20 protein-coding genes and 1 tRNA gene are annotated in these 19,571 nt (G+C 66.7%); 13 read left to right on the top strand and 8 right to left on the bottom strand.

The window, feature by feature from the left end; all coding sequences use genetic code 11:
• Positions 1-158: 158 nt before the first annotated feature.
• A complete protein-coding gene (locus KM176_RS07935) occupies positions 159-728 on the top strand; it encodes a YcbK family protein (protein WP_160893149.1) in 570 nt (189 codons plus the stop codon).
• Between the two features lie 100 nt (positions 729-828).
• On the opposite strand, the gene KM176_RS07930 is transcribed toward KM176_RS07935, so the two are convergent.
• Both KM176_RS07930 and eutB read right to left on the bottom strand, forming a co-directional pair.
• Entirely contained in the window at positions 829-1,809 is a 981-nt protein-coding gene (locus KM176_RS07930; protein ID WP_160893147.1) for a cyclodeaminase, read from the bottom strand.
• On the bottom strand, positions 1,799-2,800 hold the full coding sequence (gene eutB, locus KM176_RS07925) for a hydroxyectoine utilization dehydratase EutB (RefSeq protein ID WP_160893145.1): 1,002 nt from the start codon (positions 2,798-2,800) through the stop codon (positions 1,799-1,801). The genes KM176_RS07930 and eutB overlap by 11 nt, the downstream gene beginning before the upstream one ends.
• 247 nt (positions 2,801-3,047) lie before the next feature.
• Here eutB and KM176_RS07920 point away from each other — a divergent pair, with 247 nt between their 5' ends.
• From KM176_RS07920 to KM176_RS07895, 6 genes are all read left to right on the top strand, one after another.
• Entirely contained in the window at positions 3,048-4,232 is a 1,185-nt protein-coding gene (locus tag KM176_RS07920; protein WP_160893143.1) for a M24 family metallopeptidase, read from the top strand.
• Positions 4,233-4,235: 3 nt separating this feature from the next.
• The gene (gene argE, locus KM176_RS07915; RefSeq protein WP_311136144.1) at positions 4,236-5,393 is read left to right on the top strand and encodes an acetylornithine deacetylase; all 1,158 of its coding nucleotides are present in this window, start codon (positions 4,236-4,238) and stop codon (positions 5,391-5,393) included.
• Positions 5,394-5,396: 3 nt separating this feature from the next.
• Positions 5,397-6,092, top strand: coding sequence for a GntR family transcriptional regulator (locus KM176_RS07910; protein ID WP_160893141.1), 696 nt, complete (start codon positions 5,397-5,399; stop codon positions 6,090-6,092).
• Positions 6,093-6,131: 39 nt separating this feature from the next.
• Positions 6,132-7,157, top strand: coding sequence for a Hint domain-containing protein (locus tag KM176_RS07905; protein ID WP_160893139.1), 1,026 nt, complete (start codon positions 6,132-6,134; stop codon positions 7,155-7,157).
• A gap of 188 nt (positions 7,158-7,345) precedes the next feature.
• On the top strand, positions 7,346-8,581 hold the full coding sequence (locus KM176_RS07900; RefSeq protein ID WP_160893137.1) for an aromatic ring-hydroxylating oxygenase subunit alpha: 1,236 nt from the start codon (positions 7,346-7,348) through the stop codon (positions 8,579-8,581).
• A complete protein-coding gene (locus KM176_RS07895) occupies positions 8,578-9,660 on the top strand; it encodes a hybrid-cluster NAD(P)-dependent oxidoreductase (protein WP_160893135.1) in 1,083 nt (360 codons plus the stop codon). Before KM176_RS07900 ends, KM176_RS07895 begins: the two co-directional genes overlap by 4 nt.
• 48 nt (positions 9,661-9,708) lie before the next feature.
• Here KM176_RS07895 and KM176_RS07890 read toward each other — a convergent pair whose 3' ends face one another.
• Together KM176_RS07890 and KM176_RS07885 are read right to left on the bottom strand one after the other, a co-directional pair.
• A complete protein-coding gene (locus KM176_RS07890; RefSeq protein ID WP_160893133.1) occupies positions 9,709-10,509 on the bottom strand; it encodes an inositol monophosphatase family protein in 801 nt (266 codons plus the stop codon).
• A gap of 60 nt (positions 10,510-10,569) precedes the next feature.
• Positions 10,570-11,865, bottom strand: a complete 1,296-nt coding sequence (locus KM176_RS07885; RefSeq protein WP_160893131.1) for an ATP-binding protein — start codon at positions 11,863-11,865, stop codon at positions 10,570-10,572.
• Positions 11,866-11,904: 39 nt separating this feature from the next.
• On the opposite strand from KM176_RS07885, the gene KM176_RS07880 reads away from it, so the two are divergent.
• Together KM176_RS07880 and KM176_RS07875 are read left to right on the top strand one after the other, a co-directional pair.
• Complete coding sequence (locus tag KM176_RS07880) at positions 11,905-12,816, top strand: MBL fold metallo-hydrolase (protein WP_160893129.1); 912 nt, start codon at positions 11,905-11,907, stop codon at positions 12,814-12,816.
• A 147-nt stretch (positions 12,817-12,963) separates the two neighbouring features.
• Positions 12,964-13,038, top strand: a tRNA-Asn gene (locus KM176_RS07875).
• A gap of 101 nt (positions 13,039-13,139) precedes the next feature.
• Here KM176_RS07875 and KM176_RS07870 read toward each other — a convergent pair.
• A complete protein-coding gene (locus KM176_RS07870) occupies positions 13,140-14,615 on the bottom strand; it encodes a reverse transcriptase domain-containing protein (RefSeq protein WP_160893127.1) in 1,476 nt (491 codons plus the stop codon).
• 637 nt (positions 14,616-15,252) lie between these two features.
• Here KM176_RS07870 and KM176_RS07865 point away from each other — a divergent pair.
• The gene (locus tag KM176_RS07865) at positions 15,253-15,525 is read left to right on the top strand and encodes a hypothetical protein (protein ID WP_160893125.1); all 273 of its coding nucleotides are present in this window, start codon (positions 15,253-15,255) and stop codon (positions 15,523-15,525) included.
• A gap of 2 nt (positions 15,526-15,527) precedes the next feature.
• A complete protein-coding gene (locus KM176_RS07860; protein WP_160893123.1) occupies positions 15,528-15,884 on the top strand; it encodes a hypothetical protein in 357 nt (118 codons plus the stop codon).
• A 20-nt stretch (positions 15,885-15,904) separates the two neighbouring features.
• Here KM176_RS07860 and KM176_RS07855 read toward each other — a convergent pair whose 3' ends face one another.
• From KM176_RS07855 to KM176_RS07845, 3 genes are all read right to left on the bottom strand, one after another.
• Positions 15,905-16,267, bottom strand: a complete 363-nt coding sequence (locus KM176_RS07855; RefSeq protein ID WP_068767828.1) for a hypothetical protein — start codon at positions 16,265-16,267, stop codon at positions 15,905-15,907.
• Positions 16,264-17,004 (bottom strand): hypothetical protein, encoded by a 741-nt coding sequence (locus KM176_RS07850; protein ID WP_160893121.1) that lies wholly within the window; start codon positions 17,002-17,004, stop codon positions 16,264-16,266. The genes KM176_RS07855 and KM176_RS07850 overlap by 4 nt, the downstream gene beginning before the upstream one ends.
• Before the next feature lie 397 nt (positions 17,005-17,401).
• Positions 17,402-18,796, bottom strand: a complete 1,395-nt coding sequence (locus KM176_RS07845) for a phage terminase large subunit (RefSeq protein WP_160893119.1) — start codon at positions 18,794-18,796, stop codon at positions 17,402-17,404.
• 72 nt (positions 18,797-18,868) lie between these two features.
• Between KM176_RS07845 and KM176_RS07840 the strand changes: the two genes are divergently transcribed.
• Positions 18,869-19,330, top strand: coding sequence for a hypothetical protein (locus KM176_RS07840; RefSeq protein ID WP_202397773.1), 462 nt, complete (start codon positions 18,869-18,871; stop codon positions 19,328-19,330).
• A 15-nt stretch (positions 19,331-19,345) separates the two neighbouring features.
• Positions 19,346-19,570: a hypothetical protein gene (locus tag KM176_RS07835; RefSeq protein ID WP_160893115.1), complete on the top strand. Its 225-nt coding sequence runs from the start codon at positions 19,346-19,348 to the stop codon at positions 19,568-19,570.
• Position 19,571: the final 1 nt, after the last annotated feature.

Below are 19,571 nucleotides of genomic sequence, written 5' to 3'. Positions count from 1 at the left end.
CCAGAGGTTCCGTAGGGGCCGGGAATTTGCACGGTTTGAGAAAATTTACCCCTGTGCCATAAAACCCGCACACTTGGGGATGAAGAGGAACGTGCGCGGACCCCGCGCAGTTCCATACAAAAAAAGACTGACGGCAGACACGACGGGACAGACAACCAATGGCAGAGCAGAAGATCGCGGGCATTTCGCGCCGTTCGCTTCTGGGTGCGTTCATGGCAACAGCTGTGGTCGCGACCCCCACCTATTCCAACGCAGCAGGCTTTCTTCGCGGTAGCGGCGACATCCGCAGGGTCAAGATGTACTCGGCCCGGACCGGTGAGAAGATCGACATGATCTACTGGGTCGAGGGCCAGTACATCAAGGACGCGCTGACCGAGATCTCGGGCTTCATGCGCGACTGGCGCCAGAACGAGACCAAGTCGATCGATCCGCGCACCATTGACATCATCGCCGCCACGCACAAGCTGCTGGATGTCAACGAACCCTACCTGCTGCTGTCGGGCTACCGCACGCCCAAGACCAACGCCATGCTGCGCTCGCGCTCCAGCGGTGTCGCCAAGCACTCCCTGCACATGCAGGCCCAGGCCGCCGACCTGCGTCTCGGCTCACGCTCGGTGAACCAGATGGCCAAGGCGGCCCTCAGCTGCCATGCCGGGGGCGTCGGGCGCTACTCCCACTCCGATTTCGTGCACATGGACTGCGGTCCCGTCCGCACCTGGGGCGCCTGAGGCCGGGGGATCGCCCCTGCCCGTTCCGCACCGCCGGATCCGAAGAACCCGCGCCCGTCAGGGACGCGGGTTTTCCTTTCCGGAGGGTGCCGGGCCCGGCCTAGTTGCGGATCACCGTGCCCGCATCACCCAGGCACCCGATGACGAAACTGGCGATGGCCGTGTCCTGGACGCCGGTGCCGGTCAGGTCGCACAGCGTCACCTGGCCGTCCGAGATCCGCCCCGGCGCCGTGCCCGTCACCACCTGCCCAAGACTGGCGGGCTGACCGGCATAGCCTGCCGCCCGGGCGCCGCGCAGCTCTCCGAAGGCCTCGCATTGTGCCACGTCATCGCAGACCGCCATATCCATGGCCGCGAAGGCGGCGCCCGCGACCTCGGCCTTGCCGGCCTGATCCGACCCCATGGCGGTGATGTGCAGCCCGGGGTGCAGCATCTCCGGGGTGATCAATGGAACGGTGGCCGGCGTCGTCGTCACAACCAGCTGGCTGGCCGCCAGGACCTCCGCTGGATTTGCAGCCACTCTGCAAATTGCACCTGTGCTCTTTGCAATATCCTCCGCGCAGCGGGACGCCTTTGCAAAGTCACGCCCCCAGAGGATACAGTTTGCAAATGGTCGGACCAGATGCGCCGCCCGGGCCTGCAGCCGGGCCTGCACGCCCGTCCCCAGGATGCCAAGCGTCTCGACCACCGGAGGCGCAAGATGGCGGGCCGCAACCGCCCCTGCGGCAGCGGTGCGCAGGTCGGTCAGGTAGCCATTGTCCAGAAACACCGCCCGCACCTGGCCCGTGGTCGCCGAAAGCAGCACCATCAAGCCGTTCAGGCTGGGCAGGCCCCGCTTCGGATTGTCGAAAAACCCCGGAGAGACCTTTATGGCAAAGCCCTCCAGCCCCGGCACGTAGGCGGTCTTCACATCAACCTCGCCATGGACCTGCGGCAGGGCCATCGACAGGACCGGCGGCATCACCACCGCGCCGCCCGCAAGCGCGGCAAACCCGGCCTCGATCGCGTCGATCAGCGGCAGGTCCAGCGTCACCGCACCGCGCAGCTCGGACTCGGTCAGGATGCGGATGTCATGCGCCATAGCGTTTCCCCTTCACGATCACCTCTCCCAACTGAAGATCCTGCCCGGTGATCACCCGCAGGAACTGATCCATGTCGACATTGCGCCCGGTGATCACCGTGCCGATGCGCCCGCGCGCCGGCACCCTGCCCGACAGCAGCGCCGCGATCCCCACGACCGAAGCGCCCTCGGCCACCAGCCGGTCCTCGTGGAACAGTGCCTGCATGGCGTCGCGGATCTCCTCCTCGGACAGCAGGATCACCTCGTCCAGGTGGCGCCGGCACAGCGCCAGGGTCAGCCGGTTGTCCAGGCCGATCCCGCCGCCCAGGCTGTCCGCCAGGCTCTCCACCTCCGGCAGTTCGACCGGATGGCCCGCCACAAGAGAGGCCTGCATCGCCGCCCCGCGTGCCATGGTCAGCCCGATCACCCGGATATCGGGGCGGATCGCCCGGGCAGCCAGAGCCATGCCGGCGGCCAGTCCGCCCCCGGACAAGGGCACCAGAAGCGTGTCGAGGTCGGGCTGCTGTGCCAGCATTTCAAGGGCGATGGTGCCCTGCCCGGCAATCACCCGCGGATCGTCGAAGGGCGGGACCTCGACCAGCCCCTCGACGCGCGCACGGCGGGCACTTTCGGCCTGGGCCTCATCCTGGCTGTGGCCGTGGATCACCACCTCGGCGCCAAGCGCGCGGATGCCGTCGACCTTGGCCTGCGGCACCAGCGACGACATGCAGACCACCGCCCGCAGCCCGCGCGCCCGGGCGGCATGGGCCAGCGCCCGGCCATGGTTGCCGGTGGAACAGCAGATCACCCCCGGCACCGCGCCCAGCCCGGCCACGGCATTCAGCGCCCCGCGCAGCTTGAAGGCTCCGGTGGGTTGGCAGGTCTCAAGCTTCAGCCACAGGTCGCAGCCCAGCCGCGCCGAAAGCGCCGAGGGCACCATCGGCGTGGCATCGGCCTGGCCCCGGATCACCCGGGCCGCCGCCAGGACATCCGACAGGTCCGGCGCCCTCATCGGGCACACCTGCCCAAAGGGCGGGCGGTGGCCAGGGTCGGCACGGGGCTGGCTGAAAATTCCATGGCGGCTCCTGTGAATCCCGATTGACGGTTGGGGGGCACGATCTTCAATGATGTACACAACGTTCACCGAGTCGTCGCAATTGACAAAATGAAATCCGCCAATCTTATCGAATATGGGGGTTTTCGACGACAGGTGGATGCATCGCCGCTCATGATGTACACATATGGAAAGGCCCTCCCGGATGTCCGCCAGCAAGGCTCCCTTCTCTGCCGCCGAATATGACCGGCGGATCCGTATCACCCGGCAGGCCATGGCCGAAGCCGGGATCGACGTCCTGTTCGTCACCAACCCGTCGAACCAGTACTGGCTGACCGGCTATGACGGCTGGTCCTTCTATGTCCACCAGGGGGTGATCCTGCCGATGGACGGAGAGCCCTTCTGGTGGGGCCGGCTTCAGGATGCCAACGGCGCCAAGCGCACGGTCTGGATGGATCACGACAAGATCCTGTTCTACGCCGACCGCTACATCCAGAACCCCGACAACCACCCGATGGAGGACCTGGCCAGCCACCTGCGGATCATGGGCTATGGCAATGCCCGCATCGGGGTCGAGATGGAGACCTATTTCTACACCGCCAAGGCCCATGCGGTGCTGGTCGACGGGTTGCCCGATGCGACGATCCGCGACGCCTCGACGCTGGTGAACTGGCAGCGCCTGATCAAGTCCGAGGAGGAGCTGGCCTTCATGCGCCGCGCCGCGCGGATCTCGGAGCTGGTGATCCACCGCGCGATCGAGCTGGCGGAACCGGGGATGCGCAAGCACGACCTGGTGGGCGAGCTGTTCAAGACCTCGGTCCAGGGCGAGGATGACAGCTGGGGCGACTACCCCGCCATCGTGCCGCTGCTGCCCTCGGGAGAGGACGCGAGCGCCCCGCATCTGACCTGGAACGGAGAGGCGCTGAAGCGCGGCGAATGCACCTTCATCGAACAGTCGGGCTGCTATCGGCGCTACCACGCGCCGCTGTGCCGTTCGATCTTCTTCGGCAAGCCGCCGCAGTTCATGGCCGATGCCGCCGAGGCGCTGACCGAAGGTCTGAACAACGGCATCGAGGTGGCGCGCGCCGGCAACCGCGCCTGCGATATCGCCCGGGCTCTGGACACCGCGCTGCTGAAAGTGGGGATCGAACGGCCCAACCGCGCGGGCTATGCGGTGGGCCTGTCCTATCCGCCGGACTGGGGCGAACACACCGTCTCGATCCGGGCGCTGGACGAGACGGTGCTGCAACCGGGCATGACCTTCCACTTCATGCCGGGCCTCTGGATGGATGACTGGGGGCTGGAGACGACCGAGACCATCCTGATCAAGGAAAATGGTGCTGCGGAAACCCTTTGCAACGTGGAACGAAAGCTTTTCGTGAAGGACTGAAGCGTGGATCTGGAGACGGTGAAACGGCATCTCGGGCAGCTGATCGCCTGCCCGAGCGTGTCGACGGAAAGCAACCTTGATGCCATCGGCTACATCGCCGGGGTTCTGGAAGAGGCCGGCGCCCGGGTCGAGATCCTGCGCGACTCCAGCGGTCGCAAGGCCAACCTCTGGGCGACGCTGGGTCCGGAGGTCTCGGGCGGGCTGGTGCTGTCGGGGCACAGCGACGTTGTGCCGGTGACCGATCAGGTCTGGGCCACCGACCCTTTCCAGATGATCGAGGCGGAGGGCCTGCTTTACGGGCGCGGCACCTGCGACATGAAGGGGTTCATCGCGATCTGCCTGGCCATGGCCCCGCGCCTGGCTGAGGTCGCGACCGAGGTGCCCGTGCATTTCGCCTTCACCCATGACGAGGAGACCGGCTGCCTTGGCGCCCGCGCCCTGGTCGAGGAACTGGCGAAACGCGACATCCGGCCCGCGCTTGCGCTGATCGGAGAGCCCACGCTGATGCAGGTGATCGAGGGGCATAAGGGCTGCTGCGAATACACCGTGCGCTTCACCGGCGCCGAGGGGCACGGATCCGCGCCCGGGCGCGGCGTCAACGCGGTAGAGATGGCGGCGCGCTACATCGCCCGCCTGCTGGAGCTGCGCCAGGAGCTGGAGACCCGCGCCCCCGCCGACAGCCCCTTCGATCCGCCGCACACGACGATCAACATCGGCGCCCTGCATGGCGGTGTCGCCCACAACGTCATCCCCGGCCGCGCCACGCTGGAGTGGGAGATGCGCCCGGTCAATGCCGCCGACCAGCACTACGTCAAGGCCGAGGTCGCCCGGCTGGTCGCGGACCTGCTGCCCGGGATGCGGGCCGTCGCGCCGCAGGCCGCCATCGAAACCACGGTAATCGGAGAGGTCGCTGGGCTGGAGCCGATGCCCGAAAACGCCATCCGCGACCTGGTGATGCGGCTGAGCGGCGCCAATACCGCCGCCTGCGTGCCCTTCGGCACCGAGGCGGGGCTGTTCCAGGCGCTCGGGATGCAGGCCATCGTCTGCGGTCCGGGCTCCATCGAGCAGGCGCACAAGCCAGATGAATACATCTCTCTCGATCAGCTTGCACAGGGGCTGGCGCTGCTGCACAAGCTGGCCGATGCCCATGGCCGGACCTGAGACATGCCCCTGACCGAAGACGCCCCGCCCAGTGCCCGCGACCGCGCGGATGCGCTGGAGGAAGAGCTGCGCGACCGCATCTGCCTGCTCGACTATCCGCCGGGGATGCGACTGGCCGAAACCGAACTGGCCGAGGAATTCGGCATCTCCCGCACGCCGCTGCGCCGCGTCCTGGCCCGGCTCGAGGCGGCGGGTCTGCTGGTGTCGGTCCATGGGGTCGGCACCTTCGTCACCGACCTGCGCGACGAGGAGCTGGACCAGATCTACCGGCTGCGCCTGGAGCTGGCGCAGCTGGCCGCGACCCTGGACCCGGTCCCCCCCGACGCGGCGCTTCTGGCGCGCTTCCGTGACATCGGCGCCCGGGCCGGCGCGCTGACGCCCGATCCCGCCTGCCAGCGTGCCTTTGCCCGTCTGATCATGGATTTCGTGCTGGCCCAGAAGGCGCTGTCGGCCAATGTGCCGCTGATGGATTTCGCCACGCATCTCTATTTCCAGACCGCGCGGATCTGGCTGCATTCGCTGCAGGCCTCTGCCCTGGACCTGACGGAGGAGATGACGCTTTTCGCACGCGAGGTCGCCCAGGTCACCGCCGCTCTGGAGGCAGGCGACCTGCAGGCCGCGGCCCTGCTGCACCGCGCCCATGTCTCCCTGTCCTGGACCCGCATTCGCCAGCGCCGGTTAACGGATCCGCAATCCTGAGGCGCGATCCTCCGTCCCGTTCGGCGGGCGCGGCGGAAGATGACACAGCAAACCCTCTATCTTTTCGACATATCCTACCTGTCGACCACGTCCTACACGTTCAACAGCAACGACGGATCGCAGTTCAACCATGGGACCGATACGGTCACCATCGCCGGCAATGCGGCATCGCAGTCGATCCAGGTCGAGGATGCGGATGCTTATTTCGACGATGAGCAGCCCCAGACGCTGGTCAATGACGTCACGCTGGACGGCACCACCTATTCCGCCGGGACGCAGATCGAATCCGAATACCTGATCGAGCTTAGCGACGGCGCCGGCAACACCTACTACATCTCCGTCATCTCATTGGACAACAACGCCTGGACGGCCCACGCCTTCGCCATCTACGGCACCATGCCGCCCTTGGACACGCCGCTGACGGTGGTGTGCACCTATGACAATGTGCAGGGCCAGATTCCCTACGCCAGCACCCTGCCCGCCTGTTTCGCCGCCGGGACGCGGATTGCCACCCCGGGCGGTCCCGTCGCCGCAGAGGCGCTGAAACCCGGGGACCTGCTGCGGCGCGCCGATGGCGGCACCACCACCGCCCGGCTGGTGCTGCACCAGACGCTGGAGCTGGGCGCGCAGCCCGACCAGGCGCCGGTCCGGCTGCGCGTCGATGCGCTTGCGCCGGGGATGCCGGAAAACGACCTGGTGCTGTCGCCGCAGCACCGGGTCTTCGTGCCCCGCCTCGCCAGCCTCGTGCCGGCCCGGGCGCTGACCGTCCTTCCAAGGATCGGACGGCTGCACCGATTGCGACAAATCCGCTATGTGCACATCGTCTGCGCAGAGCACGAACTGCTGGAGGCCGAGGGGGCGATCTGCGAAAGCTTCTGGCCCGGGCCGCTGGCGCTGGCCACGCTATCCCCCCGGGAACGCGCACAGATTCGCGCCGTCATGGGCCCCGCGCCAAGCCCTGCCGCCCCGATGCTGCGTCGCCGCCCGGCCGAACGCGCCCTGCGCGGCGGACTTTCCGCCCCTCCCATGCCACAGGACGGCGCCCCGGCACCACCGCCGGGCTAGCCCGAAGCAGGCCGACGTTGCGCACAGGCCGAATTTCCCTCCGGATGTGTCGCAAACAGAAAGCCGGATTCCGCACTGCCGCGTAATCTGGGCCCAGATGCCGGGCCCGTTCCGGTACCCCTCCGCCTTCCCGGGGCCCATGCCCCACCCCTCATCCGGGACTTCCCGCGACGCCAAGGAGACCGGCCATGGACGCCCAGGCCAAGACGCGCATTCTGCTCGACCGGCGCAAGCCGGCGCATGCCCTCGAACAGCCCTTCTACACCGACCCCGACATCTACGCGCTGGACATGGAGAACATCTTCCACCGCGAATGGCTGTTCGTGACCCCCGCCTGCGCCCTGCCCAAGACCGGCAGCTACGTGACCTACCAGCTGGGCGCCTACCGGGTGATGATCGTGCGCGGCGCCGACGGCACCATCCGCGCCTTCCACAACACCTGCCGCCACCGCGGCTCGGTGCTGTGCAAGGGCGCCAAGGGCCAGGTCGCGAAACTGGTCTGCCCCTACCACCAGTGGACCTACGAACTGGACGGGCGGCTGCTCTGGGCGCGCGACATGGGTCCCGATTTCGACGCTTCCAAGCATGGGCTGAAGGCCGTGCACTGCCGCGTTCTGTCGGGCCTCGTCTACATCTGCCTGGCCGAGGACGCGCCCGATTTCGACACTTTCGCCCAGATGGCCCAGCCCTATCTGGACGTTCATGACCTGAGCGATGCCAAGGTCGCCTTCCAGTCCACCATCATCGAGAACGGCAACTGGAAGCTGGTCTGGGAAAACAACCGCGAATGCTACCACTGCGGCGGCAACCACCCCTCGCTGTGCCGGACCTATCCGGAGGACCCCTCGGTCACCTTCATCCCCGCCACCGGGGAGATCCCGCCGAAGCTGAAGACCCATTTCGACCGCCTGGAAGGCGCCGGCATCCCCTCGACCTACCGGGTCGATCCCGCCGGCCAGTACCGCGTTGCCCGGATGCCGCTGCTGGACGGCGCCGAAAGCTACACGATGAACGGCAAGATCGCCGTGCAGAAGCGCCTGGGCCGGGTGCCCTTCCTGGATGCCGGCACGCTGCTGAAGTTCCATTACCCGACCACCTGGAACCACTTCCTGCCGGACCATTCGATCACCTTCCGCGTCACCCCGATCAGCCCGACCGAGACCGAGGTCCAGACCACCTGGCTGGTCCACAAGGATGCGGTCGAGGGCGTCGATTACGACCTGAAGAACCTCACCCATGTCTGGGAAGAGACCAATGACGAGGACCGCCGCGTCGTCGAGGACAACCAGCAGGGCATCCTGTCGCCCGCCTACGAGCCCGGCCCCTATTCCGAGATCCAGGAAACCGGCGTCATCGGCTTTGTCGACTGGTATGCCCAGACCATGACCGAGCGTCTGAACCCCACCCGGATGGCGGCGGAATGACCATGACGACCCCGACCCTCTCACACCCTCTGCGCGTCTGGGATGGCACGGAAGAGCTCGAATGCGTCTCGGTGATCCCCGAGGCGCCCAATGTGATGAGTTTCTGCTTCCAGGCGCCCTCGGGCGCGCTGTTCTCCTACAAGCCCGGCCAGTTCGTCACCCTCGAACTGCCGGTGCCGGGGGGGCCGCTCTACCGGACCTACACGATCTCTTCCTCGCCCTCGCGGCCGATGTCGATCACCGTGACCGTGAAGGCGCAGGACGGCAGTCTCGGCACCCGCTGGATGCTGGACCAGCTGCGTCCGGGCATTCGCCTGAAGGCCACCGCCCCGGGCGGGCATTTCACCAACCACGAGATGTTCGGCAGGAAGTACCTGTTCATCTCGGCGGGTTCGGGCATCACGCCGATGATGTCGATGACCACCTGGATGTTCGATCAGGGCCGCCCGGCGGATATCGTCTTCGTCAACTGCGCCAAGCGCCCCTCGGAGATCATCTTCCGCGAACGGCTTGAGCACATGGCCTCGCGCGTGACCGGCATCGACCTGAAATGGGTGGTGGAGCAGAATGATCCCTACACCCCCTGGACCGGGTATCAGGGCTTCTTCAACCAGCTCATGCTGGGCCTGATGGCGCCCGACTACCTTGAACGCGAGGTCTTCTGCTGCGGCCCCGAACCCTTCATGCAGGCCGTCCGCGACGCGTTGCAGGGTCTGGGCTTCGACATGGACCATTACCACCAGGAAAGCTTTGGCGCGCCGACGCCCGAGGTGGCCGAGGACTGGACCGAAGACGACACGGTGCCCGAAGAGGGCGCCAATGCCGAGGTCACCTTCGCGATCTCAGGTGTCACCCATGCCTGCAAGGAGACCGACACGGTGCTTCTGGCGGCCCGGGCGGCGGGGCTCAACATCCCCTCGGGCTGCACCTTCGGGGTCTGCGGCACCTGCAAGATCAAGAAGACCTCCGGCCAGGTCCACATGGTCCACAACGGCGGCATCACCGACGACGACATCGAAGAGGGATACATCCTGGCCTGTTGCTCGAACCCGATCGGCAAGGTCGAGGTCGAGGCCTGAAAACCGATGCTAGCTGCAACGCGCCCCCTTCGAGGGGCGCGTTTCGCATTACAGGAGGCGGTGGCAGGCCGTGTCCATCTGCCGTTTCAGCCCTGGCGCGCCCGCGCAGGCGGCAAAGGCCTTCTGCGGCTGGGCGGGATCGTAGCTGGTGGTGATCCAGCCGCCCGCTCCCTCGATCACCGCCGCCGCGCCGGCGACATCCCACAGGTGCATGTTGGCCTCCAGATAGGCGTGGTAGCGCCCGGCGGCGACCCAGGCCAGCGCCAGCGCCCCCGCACCCGGCATCCGGGGCCGGAATCCCGCCTGCATCAGCTCCTGAAGGGCATCGAAGGTCAGCGCAGGCGCGCGCTTGTCGGTGACGCCGAACCCCAGAATGCGCCGCCCGGCCTCGGGCGCGCGCTCCAGCTCCAGCGGCACGCCATCCCGCCAGGCGCCGATCCCGCTGATCCCCGAGAACATCTCGTCCCGGTTCGGATCATAGACCACGCCCAGCACCGGGCGGTGCCGGTACATCAGCCCGATGGAGATGCACCAGAACGGGATGCCGGCGGCAAAGTTGCCGGTGCCGTCAATCGGATCGAGGACCCAGGCCCAGTCGCCGACACTGCCACCGGCCTCTTCTCCCAGCACGGTATGGTCGGGATGGCGTTCCAGCAACGCGGCGCGCAGGTAGCTTTCGACCTTGCCATCATAAAGCGTCACCACGTCGCCCGGGCCCTTCATGCGCACCGCGCGGTCGGCCTCGCTTCCGTTGAAACCCGGCATTGCCAGGGCCCCGGCATCGCGGGCCAGGCCGCGGGCCTCGGCCAGCCAGTCTTTCAGGGGGGCATCGTCGGGAATCGGCATCATCGGCATCGCGTCCTGGGCTGTTTGGCCCAGCATACCCGCCCGCACGGCAGCAGCCAGAGCCTAGCGCGCGATCACGATATCGGCGCGCAGCCCGCCCAGCGTGTCGCTTTCCGCCAGTCGCAGCACGCCGCCATGGGCGCGGGCAATGTCGGTGGCGATCGACAGGCCCAGCCCGACGCCGGCGCCGCGGTTCTGGTTGCGCGATGCCTCCAGCCGGGTGAAGGGCTTCATCGCCTCCTCGCGCTGCGTCGCCGGGATGCCGGGGCCGTCATCCTCGATCCGGATCCTGAGCGAGCGCGGCGACAGATCGACCGAGACCTCGGCCCGCGTGCCGTAGCGCACGGCGTTGCCCACCAGGTTCTCGACCGCGCGGCGGATCGCCGTCGGGCGCAGCGGCAACGTACCCTCGCCCTCCGCATGGACCAGCGTCACGTCGCGGCCGCCCCGCTGCGAATCCGCGACGATGCCACGCACCAGGGCAATCGGGTCGACATCCTGTGCGACCTCCTCTCCGGTGCCGCGCGCGAAGGACAGGAACTCGTCCAGCATCCGCTGCATGTCGTCGATGTCCTGTTCCAGCGCGGCGCGCTCGGCGGGCTCCAGCATGGCGACCTCAAGCCGCATCCGGGTCAGCGGCGTGCGCAGGTCGTGGCTGACCCCCGAGAGCATCAGCGTGCGCTGCTCGATATGGCGCTCGATGCGGGTGCGCATGTCGAGGAAGGCATTGCCGGCGGCGCGCACCTCGACCGCGCCGGAGGCCCGGTAGGGAATATGGCGCCCGCGCCCGAAGGCCTCGGCCGCCTCGGCCAGCCGGGTGATCGGGCGCAGCTGGTTGCGCAGGTAGAGGAAGGCGATCACCGTCATCAGCGCGCTGAAGAACACCATGTTGACCAGCAGCTGGTGCGGGTTGGAGGCCGAGACCCGCCGCCGGTCGAACGACAGCCGCAAGGCGCTGCCGTCGCGGATCACGTAGACATGCACCGTATAGTCATTGGGCAGGTCCACCACCTGCACCCCCGGCACCAGCGCCCTGAGGGTCCGGATCACCACGCGCCCCGACAGGTCGTACCAGCGCAGCCTGTCCTCCTTCGGGATGGCCTCCGCCGCCAGCGGCTGCATCTGCACCTCCAGCGCGCGGGCATCCTCCCGGTCGTCCAGCGCATCCGGATCGGTCAGCAGGTAGCGCAGGTCGTAGCTGACCGAGCGGGTCATCTGGACGGTGACATCCTCGAAATGCCTCTGGATGAAGATCACAGAAACCACGAGCTGCAGAGTCACGACCGGCAGCACCAGGATCAGCGCTGCGCGTCCGTAAATTCCATGCGGGACATATCGTTTGAGCCAGCCGAAGGACATGCGCTAACCTACGCTGCGCGGCAGAGAGAGGAAAGATCCATGACAGCGCCCTTCACCGCCCGTCCCGGAGAGGTCACGGACCTGGGGCGGGGGCTGCGCCGGATCCTGGCGCCCAACCCCTCGGCCTTCACGGGGCCCGGGACCAACACCTACCTCCTGGGACGCGGCGCGGTGGCGGTGATCGACCCGGGCCCCGACCTTGCCCCCCACCAGGAGGCCATCCTGGCGGCGCTCGGACCCGGAGAACATATCAGCCACATCCTGGTCACCCATGCCCATGGCGATCACAGCGCCCTGGCCCCGGCGCTGGCGCGCCACAGCGGCGCCCCGGTGCTGGCCTTCGGCGATTCCCGTGCGGGCCGTTCGGCGGTCATGCAGGACCTGCTGTCGCGGGACCAGAGCCTGGGCGGCGGCGAGGGCGTGGATCATGATTTCGCTCCCGACCAGACCCTGGCGGACGGCGCCCGCCTGACCGGCGCCGACTGGCAGGTCGAGGCGCTCTGGACCCCGGGCCACATGGGCAACCACCTGAGCTTCGATCTTGGCGACGGTCGCTTGCTGACGGGGGATCTGGTGATGGGCTGGTCGAGCTCGATCGTGTCCCCGCCCGATGGCGACATCGGCGATTTCATGGCCTCCTGCCAGCGCCTGGCGGCGCGACGGGCGCGGCAACTGCTGCCTGGCCACGGTGGCCCGATCGAGGATCCCGCCGCCCGGCTCGACTGGCTGATCCGCCACCGCAAGAGCCGCGAGGCCGCCGTTCTGGCCGCGCTGGAAGCAGGCCCGGCCACCGCCGATGCCCTGGTTGCACGCGTTTACGACGACATTGCCCCGGCGCTGCACCCCGCCGCCCGCCGCAACCTTCTGGCCCATCTGATCGAGCTGGTTGCCCAGGGCCGGATCGAGGCCCGCCCCGCCCTTGGATCAAAGGCGCTCTTCGGCTTCCCCTAGGGCCACTTCAAAGCCTGAGCTTTGCCTTCTGACATCTTGTTTTCCAACAACAAAACGCTTTCCGCTAGGTCGTTCGCATTTTCCGGCAGAAACGGCAAAAAGGCCTCTTGCGCCCCCGGAATCGCATCGCTATACACCGCCACATGTTCCGGCGTAGCTCAGCGGTAGAGCAGTTGACTGTTAATCAATTGGTCGTAGGTTCGATCCCTACCGCCGGAGCCAAGATAAACCCTCTAGGTCAATGACTTAGAGGGTTTTTCTTTTCCCAGATTTTCTCGCGTAAGGCTGAAAAGTAAGGTCCGCGTAAGGCTCGGCAGGCAGGCTCAAGTGGTCTCCGGCACAGGCGGCTTGCGCTTTGCGACGCCCGAGACGATGGCCAACCTCACGCGATCCTTCATGAATTCATCGAAGCCGCGCGCCTGCCGCAGGATGCGGTCTCCCTTTGGGCCGAACGCCTCGGCAGACCGCTTGAGGTATGAGTAAAACGTCCAACTGCGATAGTCGCTGGTCAGGTTGGACTTCTTGACCTTGCTGAAGCGTTGGGAGAACAGCGGATAATCGAAGCTGCCAATCAAGGTCCCAGCGTCCATCGCCGGGTTGCTCTCGACGTGACGCCGCCCGTCACGTTTCGCCGCCCCTGCCACTTTGCCGTAGAACCGGGATATGGTGCTGTCGCGCACATAGACCCGCCGCCCATCGTACCGGAAGCCCAGGTACTCAAAGCCGTTCTTCGCTGCCTCGTCGGGCCTCTGCTTCAAATGGTGGAACCGCAGCCCGTCCGGCGCTCGCTGGAACTGAGCAACACAGGTCTTGGCGTCTTTGATTCGCAACTCCGGCCCATGCTTGCGCATCTCAGCCGTGGCGAAGTCGATGGCGGCCCGGGCTTCAGGGCTCCCCCCGGGCAGTATTAGCAAAATGTCATCCGAGTAACGCATGTAGCGCCCGCCCCTCGCTCGGGCGTACTCAGCCATCACAGCGTCAAACTCCAACATGTAGAAGTTCGCGATCAGGTCTGAGATTGGCGCACCTTGCGGGACACCATGCGGGAGGACGTTCTTCTGGACGAGCGAGGGACCGTGCTTCGGATCACCGCCGCAGATCTTGGCGCGGAAGTCCGCGTTGGAACATAGCTGCTTGGGCATGTCGCGGAAGGGCATCAGAAAGCCCGGAATCATGTGCCCGTTGCGCTCCCGCATCCCGAAATAGCCAAGCCGTGAATAGACAGAGCGCTGATCGACATATCTGTACTTGGTGATGTTCTTGAAGACCGCGTAGTGGTCCGGCGGAAGTTCTTCGACGCCCAGAAGGTCGCACCAGATGCTCTTGATCCGCTTGTGGTCCAAGTTCTCGAAGTAGCCTTTCACGTCGAGCGCAACCGCCACGCAATCCCCGAGCCGGTCGATTTCATCGAAGGCGTCCTTGGCGAAGTCGATGTTGCATTTCCCGCCGCCCCGCCCCGGCCTCAACACCTGCCGGTAGGCTATTGGGCAATCTTCAATGCCCATATCCCGGAGGCGCGCTTCATATAGGCGGGAGAGTTTCCGGCGGTAGAAGGCAAAGATGTAGGCGTCTCGCCGCGCGCCGTATCGGATCGGTCGCGTCTTTTTGTCAGGCTTGGCCGCATCTGTAGAACGGTACGGCTGCCATGACTCTTCATACAGGAAAAAGGGGTAGAAGGAGTTGGCTGCCACCCTTTGCGGGTCTGTGACGAGGCGGCGAATTTCCTTCAGCGTGATCGGCGCATCGAAATGCGGATAATGCTTGAGGTCCTTGGCGGTGAAATCGAACTCGTCTTCCATCGGCCTCCGCGAGAGGGGGCAAGAGCATCGGGTCAACGCACCGACCCTTAACATCTCCGCCCCCGCCGTTCTGCGGTGTGCGTTCGTCTTCGACGTGGTCGTGTATACTGTGAAGCACCTGGCAATGTGGTATTGCCTGATTGCCGCAAAGCCGCCCGCGTGGCTGGCGAGAGGAGCCCGAATGATCGAACTCGCGTCTTGCACCGGCTGCGAAACTGGCCTTGACAGTTTAAACACGTGACTGGAACGCCCCCAATTGGGCGCCATACCATCAATATGGGGTCGCTGCCGCTGCGGCACAAGACCTGTTAAGTTCTTTTTCGTTCTTATGCAGCATTTGACCCCCTTGCTCAGGGAAAAGTTTGTATTGCAACCGCTGCGGGTCTGCGTCACCATTGTCATGTCTTGTGATAGGAGCGCCCGGCGACGGGCCACGCCACAGCCCGGTATACGGCCCGGGGGCAAGACCGGCGGAGGCTGGACCCCTCCTTGAACCTGAAGGCAGTGCGGCCCCGCGCCGCAAACCCCGAGATAGGAAGCCGACGAATGGAACCTTACACCCAACCCGGGTGCTGGTGTCTGTTGGTCGGGCGTGATCCCCCTGACGCCAGTGCCCTATCCCTGAAAGGGGCACATCATGGACTACGTGATTCAAAACGCCTATGCGGCGGCGCACCACCTCAACAAGATCAAGAGCAAGCGGCAGTTTGACATCCGCGAATTTCGCTTCCTTTTCGGCGGGCGGCACTTGGAGGTCGTGTTGAACGGTGACCCCTGCGACCTCCCCGATGACAAGCTGGCCCAGATCGCGCGGGCGGAGGGTGCAATCAACTTTGCCCTGAACCGGCTCGGCACCTTGTTCGCGTTGGTCTGCCCCGAAAGCGGGCGGATCGTCATCAGTGAGGTTTGATAATGGACGCCCAGAGCTTCGATGCCGCCACGGCGCGGCACTTCAACAGGCGGCCCGGCGGGTCGCGCCAGCATGCCTATCAGGATGCAGCGGGCAACGTCTGCCTCTGGTGCCGGGGCCGGTCGCCCCGGGGCGGGGCGGCGGTCAGCCTCTCTGCCCTCGCGTGGCTGCGTGAGCGGGAGGGCGGCAAGTTTGTCCGCGTGACCAACGCCCACGGCAGGCTCGATGAGGTCGTGCCGCTGGACGATCTGCCCGAGAAGGAGCCGCGCGACGGCCCCGGCGGGGCATACATCTTCATCGACCCCGAAGACCTGCGCGGGCCGGACTTCGCGCCGGTCGGTGATGACGTGCCATTCTGACAAGGGACCGGGCGACTGCCCTAGTGGATGGTCGCCCGGTCACACTCGAACACCGCCCAGCTTGCGCGGAAGAAGCCGTAGGCCACCAAGGCGTCGTGCGAGAAGGTCGCCACGCCGATCCGCGCTCCGACCTCGGGCGCGCGAGCCATGTCTGCCCAGACGACACGCCGCCCGACGCGGCGCGAGAGCAACCCGAACAGGCCGCCCAGCCGCGCGGCGGGGATGCCATAGAAGCGGGCGAAGCGCACCACATCAGCGGGGGTCGGCCAGCCGTCCCCCTCCGGGTCATAGGCGGCCCATTCGAGCAGCGCCTGATGGGCGAGCCGCGTGGGTTCATCGAAGACGATGCCGTAGCCCTCCACGATCCGCCTGTCACGGGTCATTCGCCGCCCTCCATCGCCGCAATGTCACGCTCGGCCAGCGCCGATGCGATGCGCGCCGTGGCGTTCCGGCGGCCCGATGCGAACTCGCGGTCAGCATTCAGGGCGCGCTGCTGCGCCTGCTTCACCGAGGCGATGGCCGCCCGGGCCTGCCGCACATCCGCGCCTACCAGACGCTCGGCCAGCTCCAGCGGGGAGACGGCGCGGCCCTTGCGCGGCATCCGGTCGAGCAGCGCGACAACGGCAGCACCAAGCACCCGGTCTTCGGTCGCCACGGCAAGCACCGCCGCCGTCTTCAACTCAGCCGGGCCTGCGCCCGAGAGCTGCGCCATGTGGTTGGTGCGCGTGTCGCTGCCGATCCCGGCGCGGGCGAGCGCGACCACGGGCGAGGCCCAAAGCGCCTCGGACGCAGAGAGGCCCGAAGCCAGCGCATCGAGCTGGCGCAGGATCGCCCAGCGGTCATTGTCGGAACTCTCGCGCAGGTCGGCTCGGGCCTTCACGCCCATCTTGCGCCCGGCGTTCTCGGCATCGAGCTTGCCGAACCCTGCCCGGCGGGCGCTGTCGGCGGCGTCCTGCCCCTGCTTCTGGATCGCGGCCTCAAGCCGGTCGATCATGGCGCGGTGCTTCTCCTCAAGGCGGGTGGCCGTGGCCGCCGCCTCGGCCAGCTCGGGCAGGCCAAAGAGGGTGCCCGCCGGGGGCAAGGTCGGGGGATTGTCGTCTCGGGAAATCGTAGCGGTCATTTGTCGGTCCTCTCAAGTTTGGGCCGACGCGCCGCCACTGCGCAGTCAGGGTCGCCATCGCCCCATTTCCTGCGGACAACTATAGCTTGAGCGCAATGCGGCTCAGAGCGCTATTCGTTGTAGTCGAGCCAGAACGCCCAAGGGGGGCCTCCCCTCTGACCGTGGGGGACCCGACCTGCCCGCGCGGAATGGTCCGGCAGGTGCGCCTCCGGCTCCTCTGCAACCATCGCCACGGCATAGCCGACGACGATGGGCGGCGCGTCGGTGATTATTGCCGGGACCGAACCCGCTCGGCGCAGTGTGGCGGGCGGCGTCCATGCCGCCTCAGCCCGGGCGACGTAGCCCATGCGGGAAAGCAGCCCCGCCGCATCCTGATAGGCGGCAAGCCGGTCGTCACTCATATCACCCGGCGGATCAGGCGTGGCGGCTCGGTGCTGACGAGATAGGAGCAGGCGTCAAGCGCATGGTCTGGCCCGTCCGTCTGACAGTCCTCGGGGTTGCGCTGCGAGCGGCCCAGGTACGGCACGGTGTTCAGGAAGTAGGCGCAGCGGGCGGAGACAAAGAGCCCGGGCCGGGTGCCGTCGCCCGCCGCCTGCATCAGTTCGCGCAGCTTCGGCAGCCGGGCCGTGCGCCTCCCCTTCACAGAGGGCCAGAAGTGGACGCCCTCCTGCCGGAACAGGTCCGACACCGCCGCCTGATCCGAGGCCTGAGAGGCGAACTGCGCGCAGTCGAGCACACCCGAGGCGCGGCGCGGCGGGATACCCCACCGGGCGAGGGTTTCGAGGATGTCGGCGGCGACCTCGGAGACCGGCGCGCGGGTGCCCCGGTTCAGGTCATCGGGATAGGCGGTGTGAACCTCATCGAAGATGAAGAAGGACCCCTTGGGCATGAAGGTGCCCGAAACCTCCGCCCCCGGTGAGATCGCCGCGAACAGGACCACCGCCGGGGCCGTGGTGCCCCAGTCGCAGGAGTAACGGATTGCCCAGTTGACGGGCTGGCTGAAAGGCCGGTCGGCTGGATCTGGCGGGGCGACCACATTGCGCGCCTCATCGAACACGCCCCCGAAGTAGTCACCGGCAACGGCAGTCCAGTCGCCGTCAATCCACGCCTGCGCAAGGCCCGGGTCAACCTTGGCGATGGCGGCGAGCTGTGCGCCGTACTCCTCGGGCAGGCGGGGGTTGTCGGTCAGCTTCGACGGGCAGCGGACATAGGTGCGGCCCGAGACGGGATCGGCAACGGGTGCCCATGCGGGCCGTCCGAAGATGAAGCGCTTGGCGATGGCGGCGTGGCCGGGGCCGCCCGGGTTCGCGGTCATGATGAACCGGCACGGCACCCCCGACGCGGACCGGAGGCAGCCACGCAGGAAGTCGAACATGCTCAGGTCGGCATACTGCCCGACCTCCTCGGCCACGATGCAGTCGAAGCTCTTGCCCTGTAGCGGCAGGAGGTCCTTGTGGGTTTCGAGGTTGCGCAGCTCGACATAGGCCCCGTTGGGCAGCCGGAAGACATGCTCATTCGCGTTGTGGCGGGCGGCGGTGCCGTAGCGAAGCCGGAAGATCGACAGCAGCTCATGCTCAAGCTCGGAGAGCGCGCCCTGCGTCCGGCGGGTGATGAGGGTGCGCGACTGTGCGCCCCACCGCTCGGCCCGGCGGAAGACCTCAAGGATCACGGCATAGGTCTTGCCGCCGCCGCGCCCGCCGTCAAGCAACAGGTCCCACTCCTGCGGCAGAGACAGGACGCGCGCCTGAAAGGGCGTCGGGGCTATGTCTATGGTAGATGCGACGGTGTTCATGGGGTTACTATAGCTGGAACAATGGCTTGCCGCGTCGGGAGATTTTTGTTGCGAGCGCCCACAGAGCTGACAGTGCCGGAACTTCTGGCCCTCCATGCCCAGATCGGGGAGGAGCTGCGGGCGCGCGGCATCGTGCGCAGTGCGAACAACCCGACAGGCGACCTTGCCGAACACCTGTTCTGCACCGCCTTCGGATGGGCTCAGGCCCCGAACTCTGAACGGGGGTATGATGCAACCGGGCCGGATGGGGTGCGCTACCAGATCAAGGGGCGGCGGGTCCACAGGCGGAATCCATCGCGGCAGCTCTCGGCAATCCGCGACCTCGCGGGCGGGCACTTTGACGTTCTGGCCGGGGTGATCTTTGACGACGACTTCCGGGTGGTCAGGGCTGCGCTGATACCCCACGATGTTGTCGTGGCGAGATCAACCTATGTCGCGCACACGAACAGCCACAGGTTTATGCTCCGTGACGACATCTGGGACGCCCCCGGCGTCAAAGACGTGACCGGGGATATTTCGCGGGCAATGCCCTGACGAGGAGAACAAGAAATGGGAACGATCAGAACTTCCACCTACCGCCCGACCCTGAAAGAGACCCAACAGGGCCGCTGGTACATCCTGTTTGAACTCTATGACGACACCGGCATTCCCGCCGTAGACCGGGGCGACCGGCAGGCGGCCATCATGTTGCCCGAGGGGGCGACCGAAGAACAGGCCCGGGCGCTGCAATCGGCCCTCCACATGAAGGGCGCTGAATTCGCCTTCATCGAGTAGG

The organism is Pseudooceanicola endophyticus, assembly GCF_018760365.1.
In the GTDB taxonomy this organism is placed as follows: Bacteria; Pseudomonadota; Alphaproteobacteria; order Rhodobacterales; family Rhodobacteraceae; genus Pseudooceanicola; species Pseudooceanicola endophyticus.
Note: the sequence above shows the minus strand (reverse complement) of the source record. Positions and strands in the feature narration are given on the sequence as shown.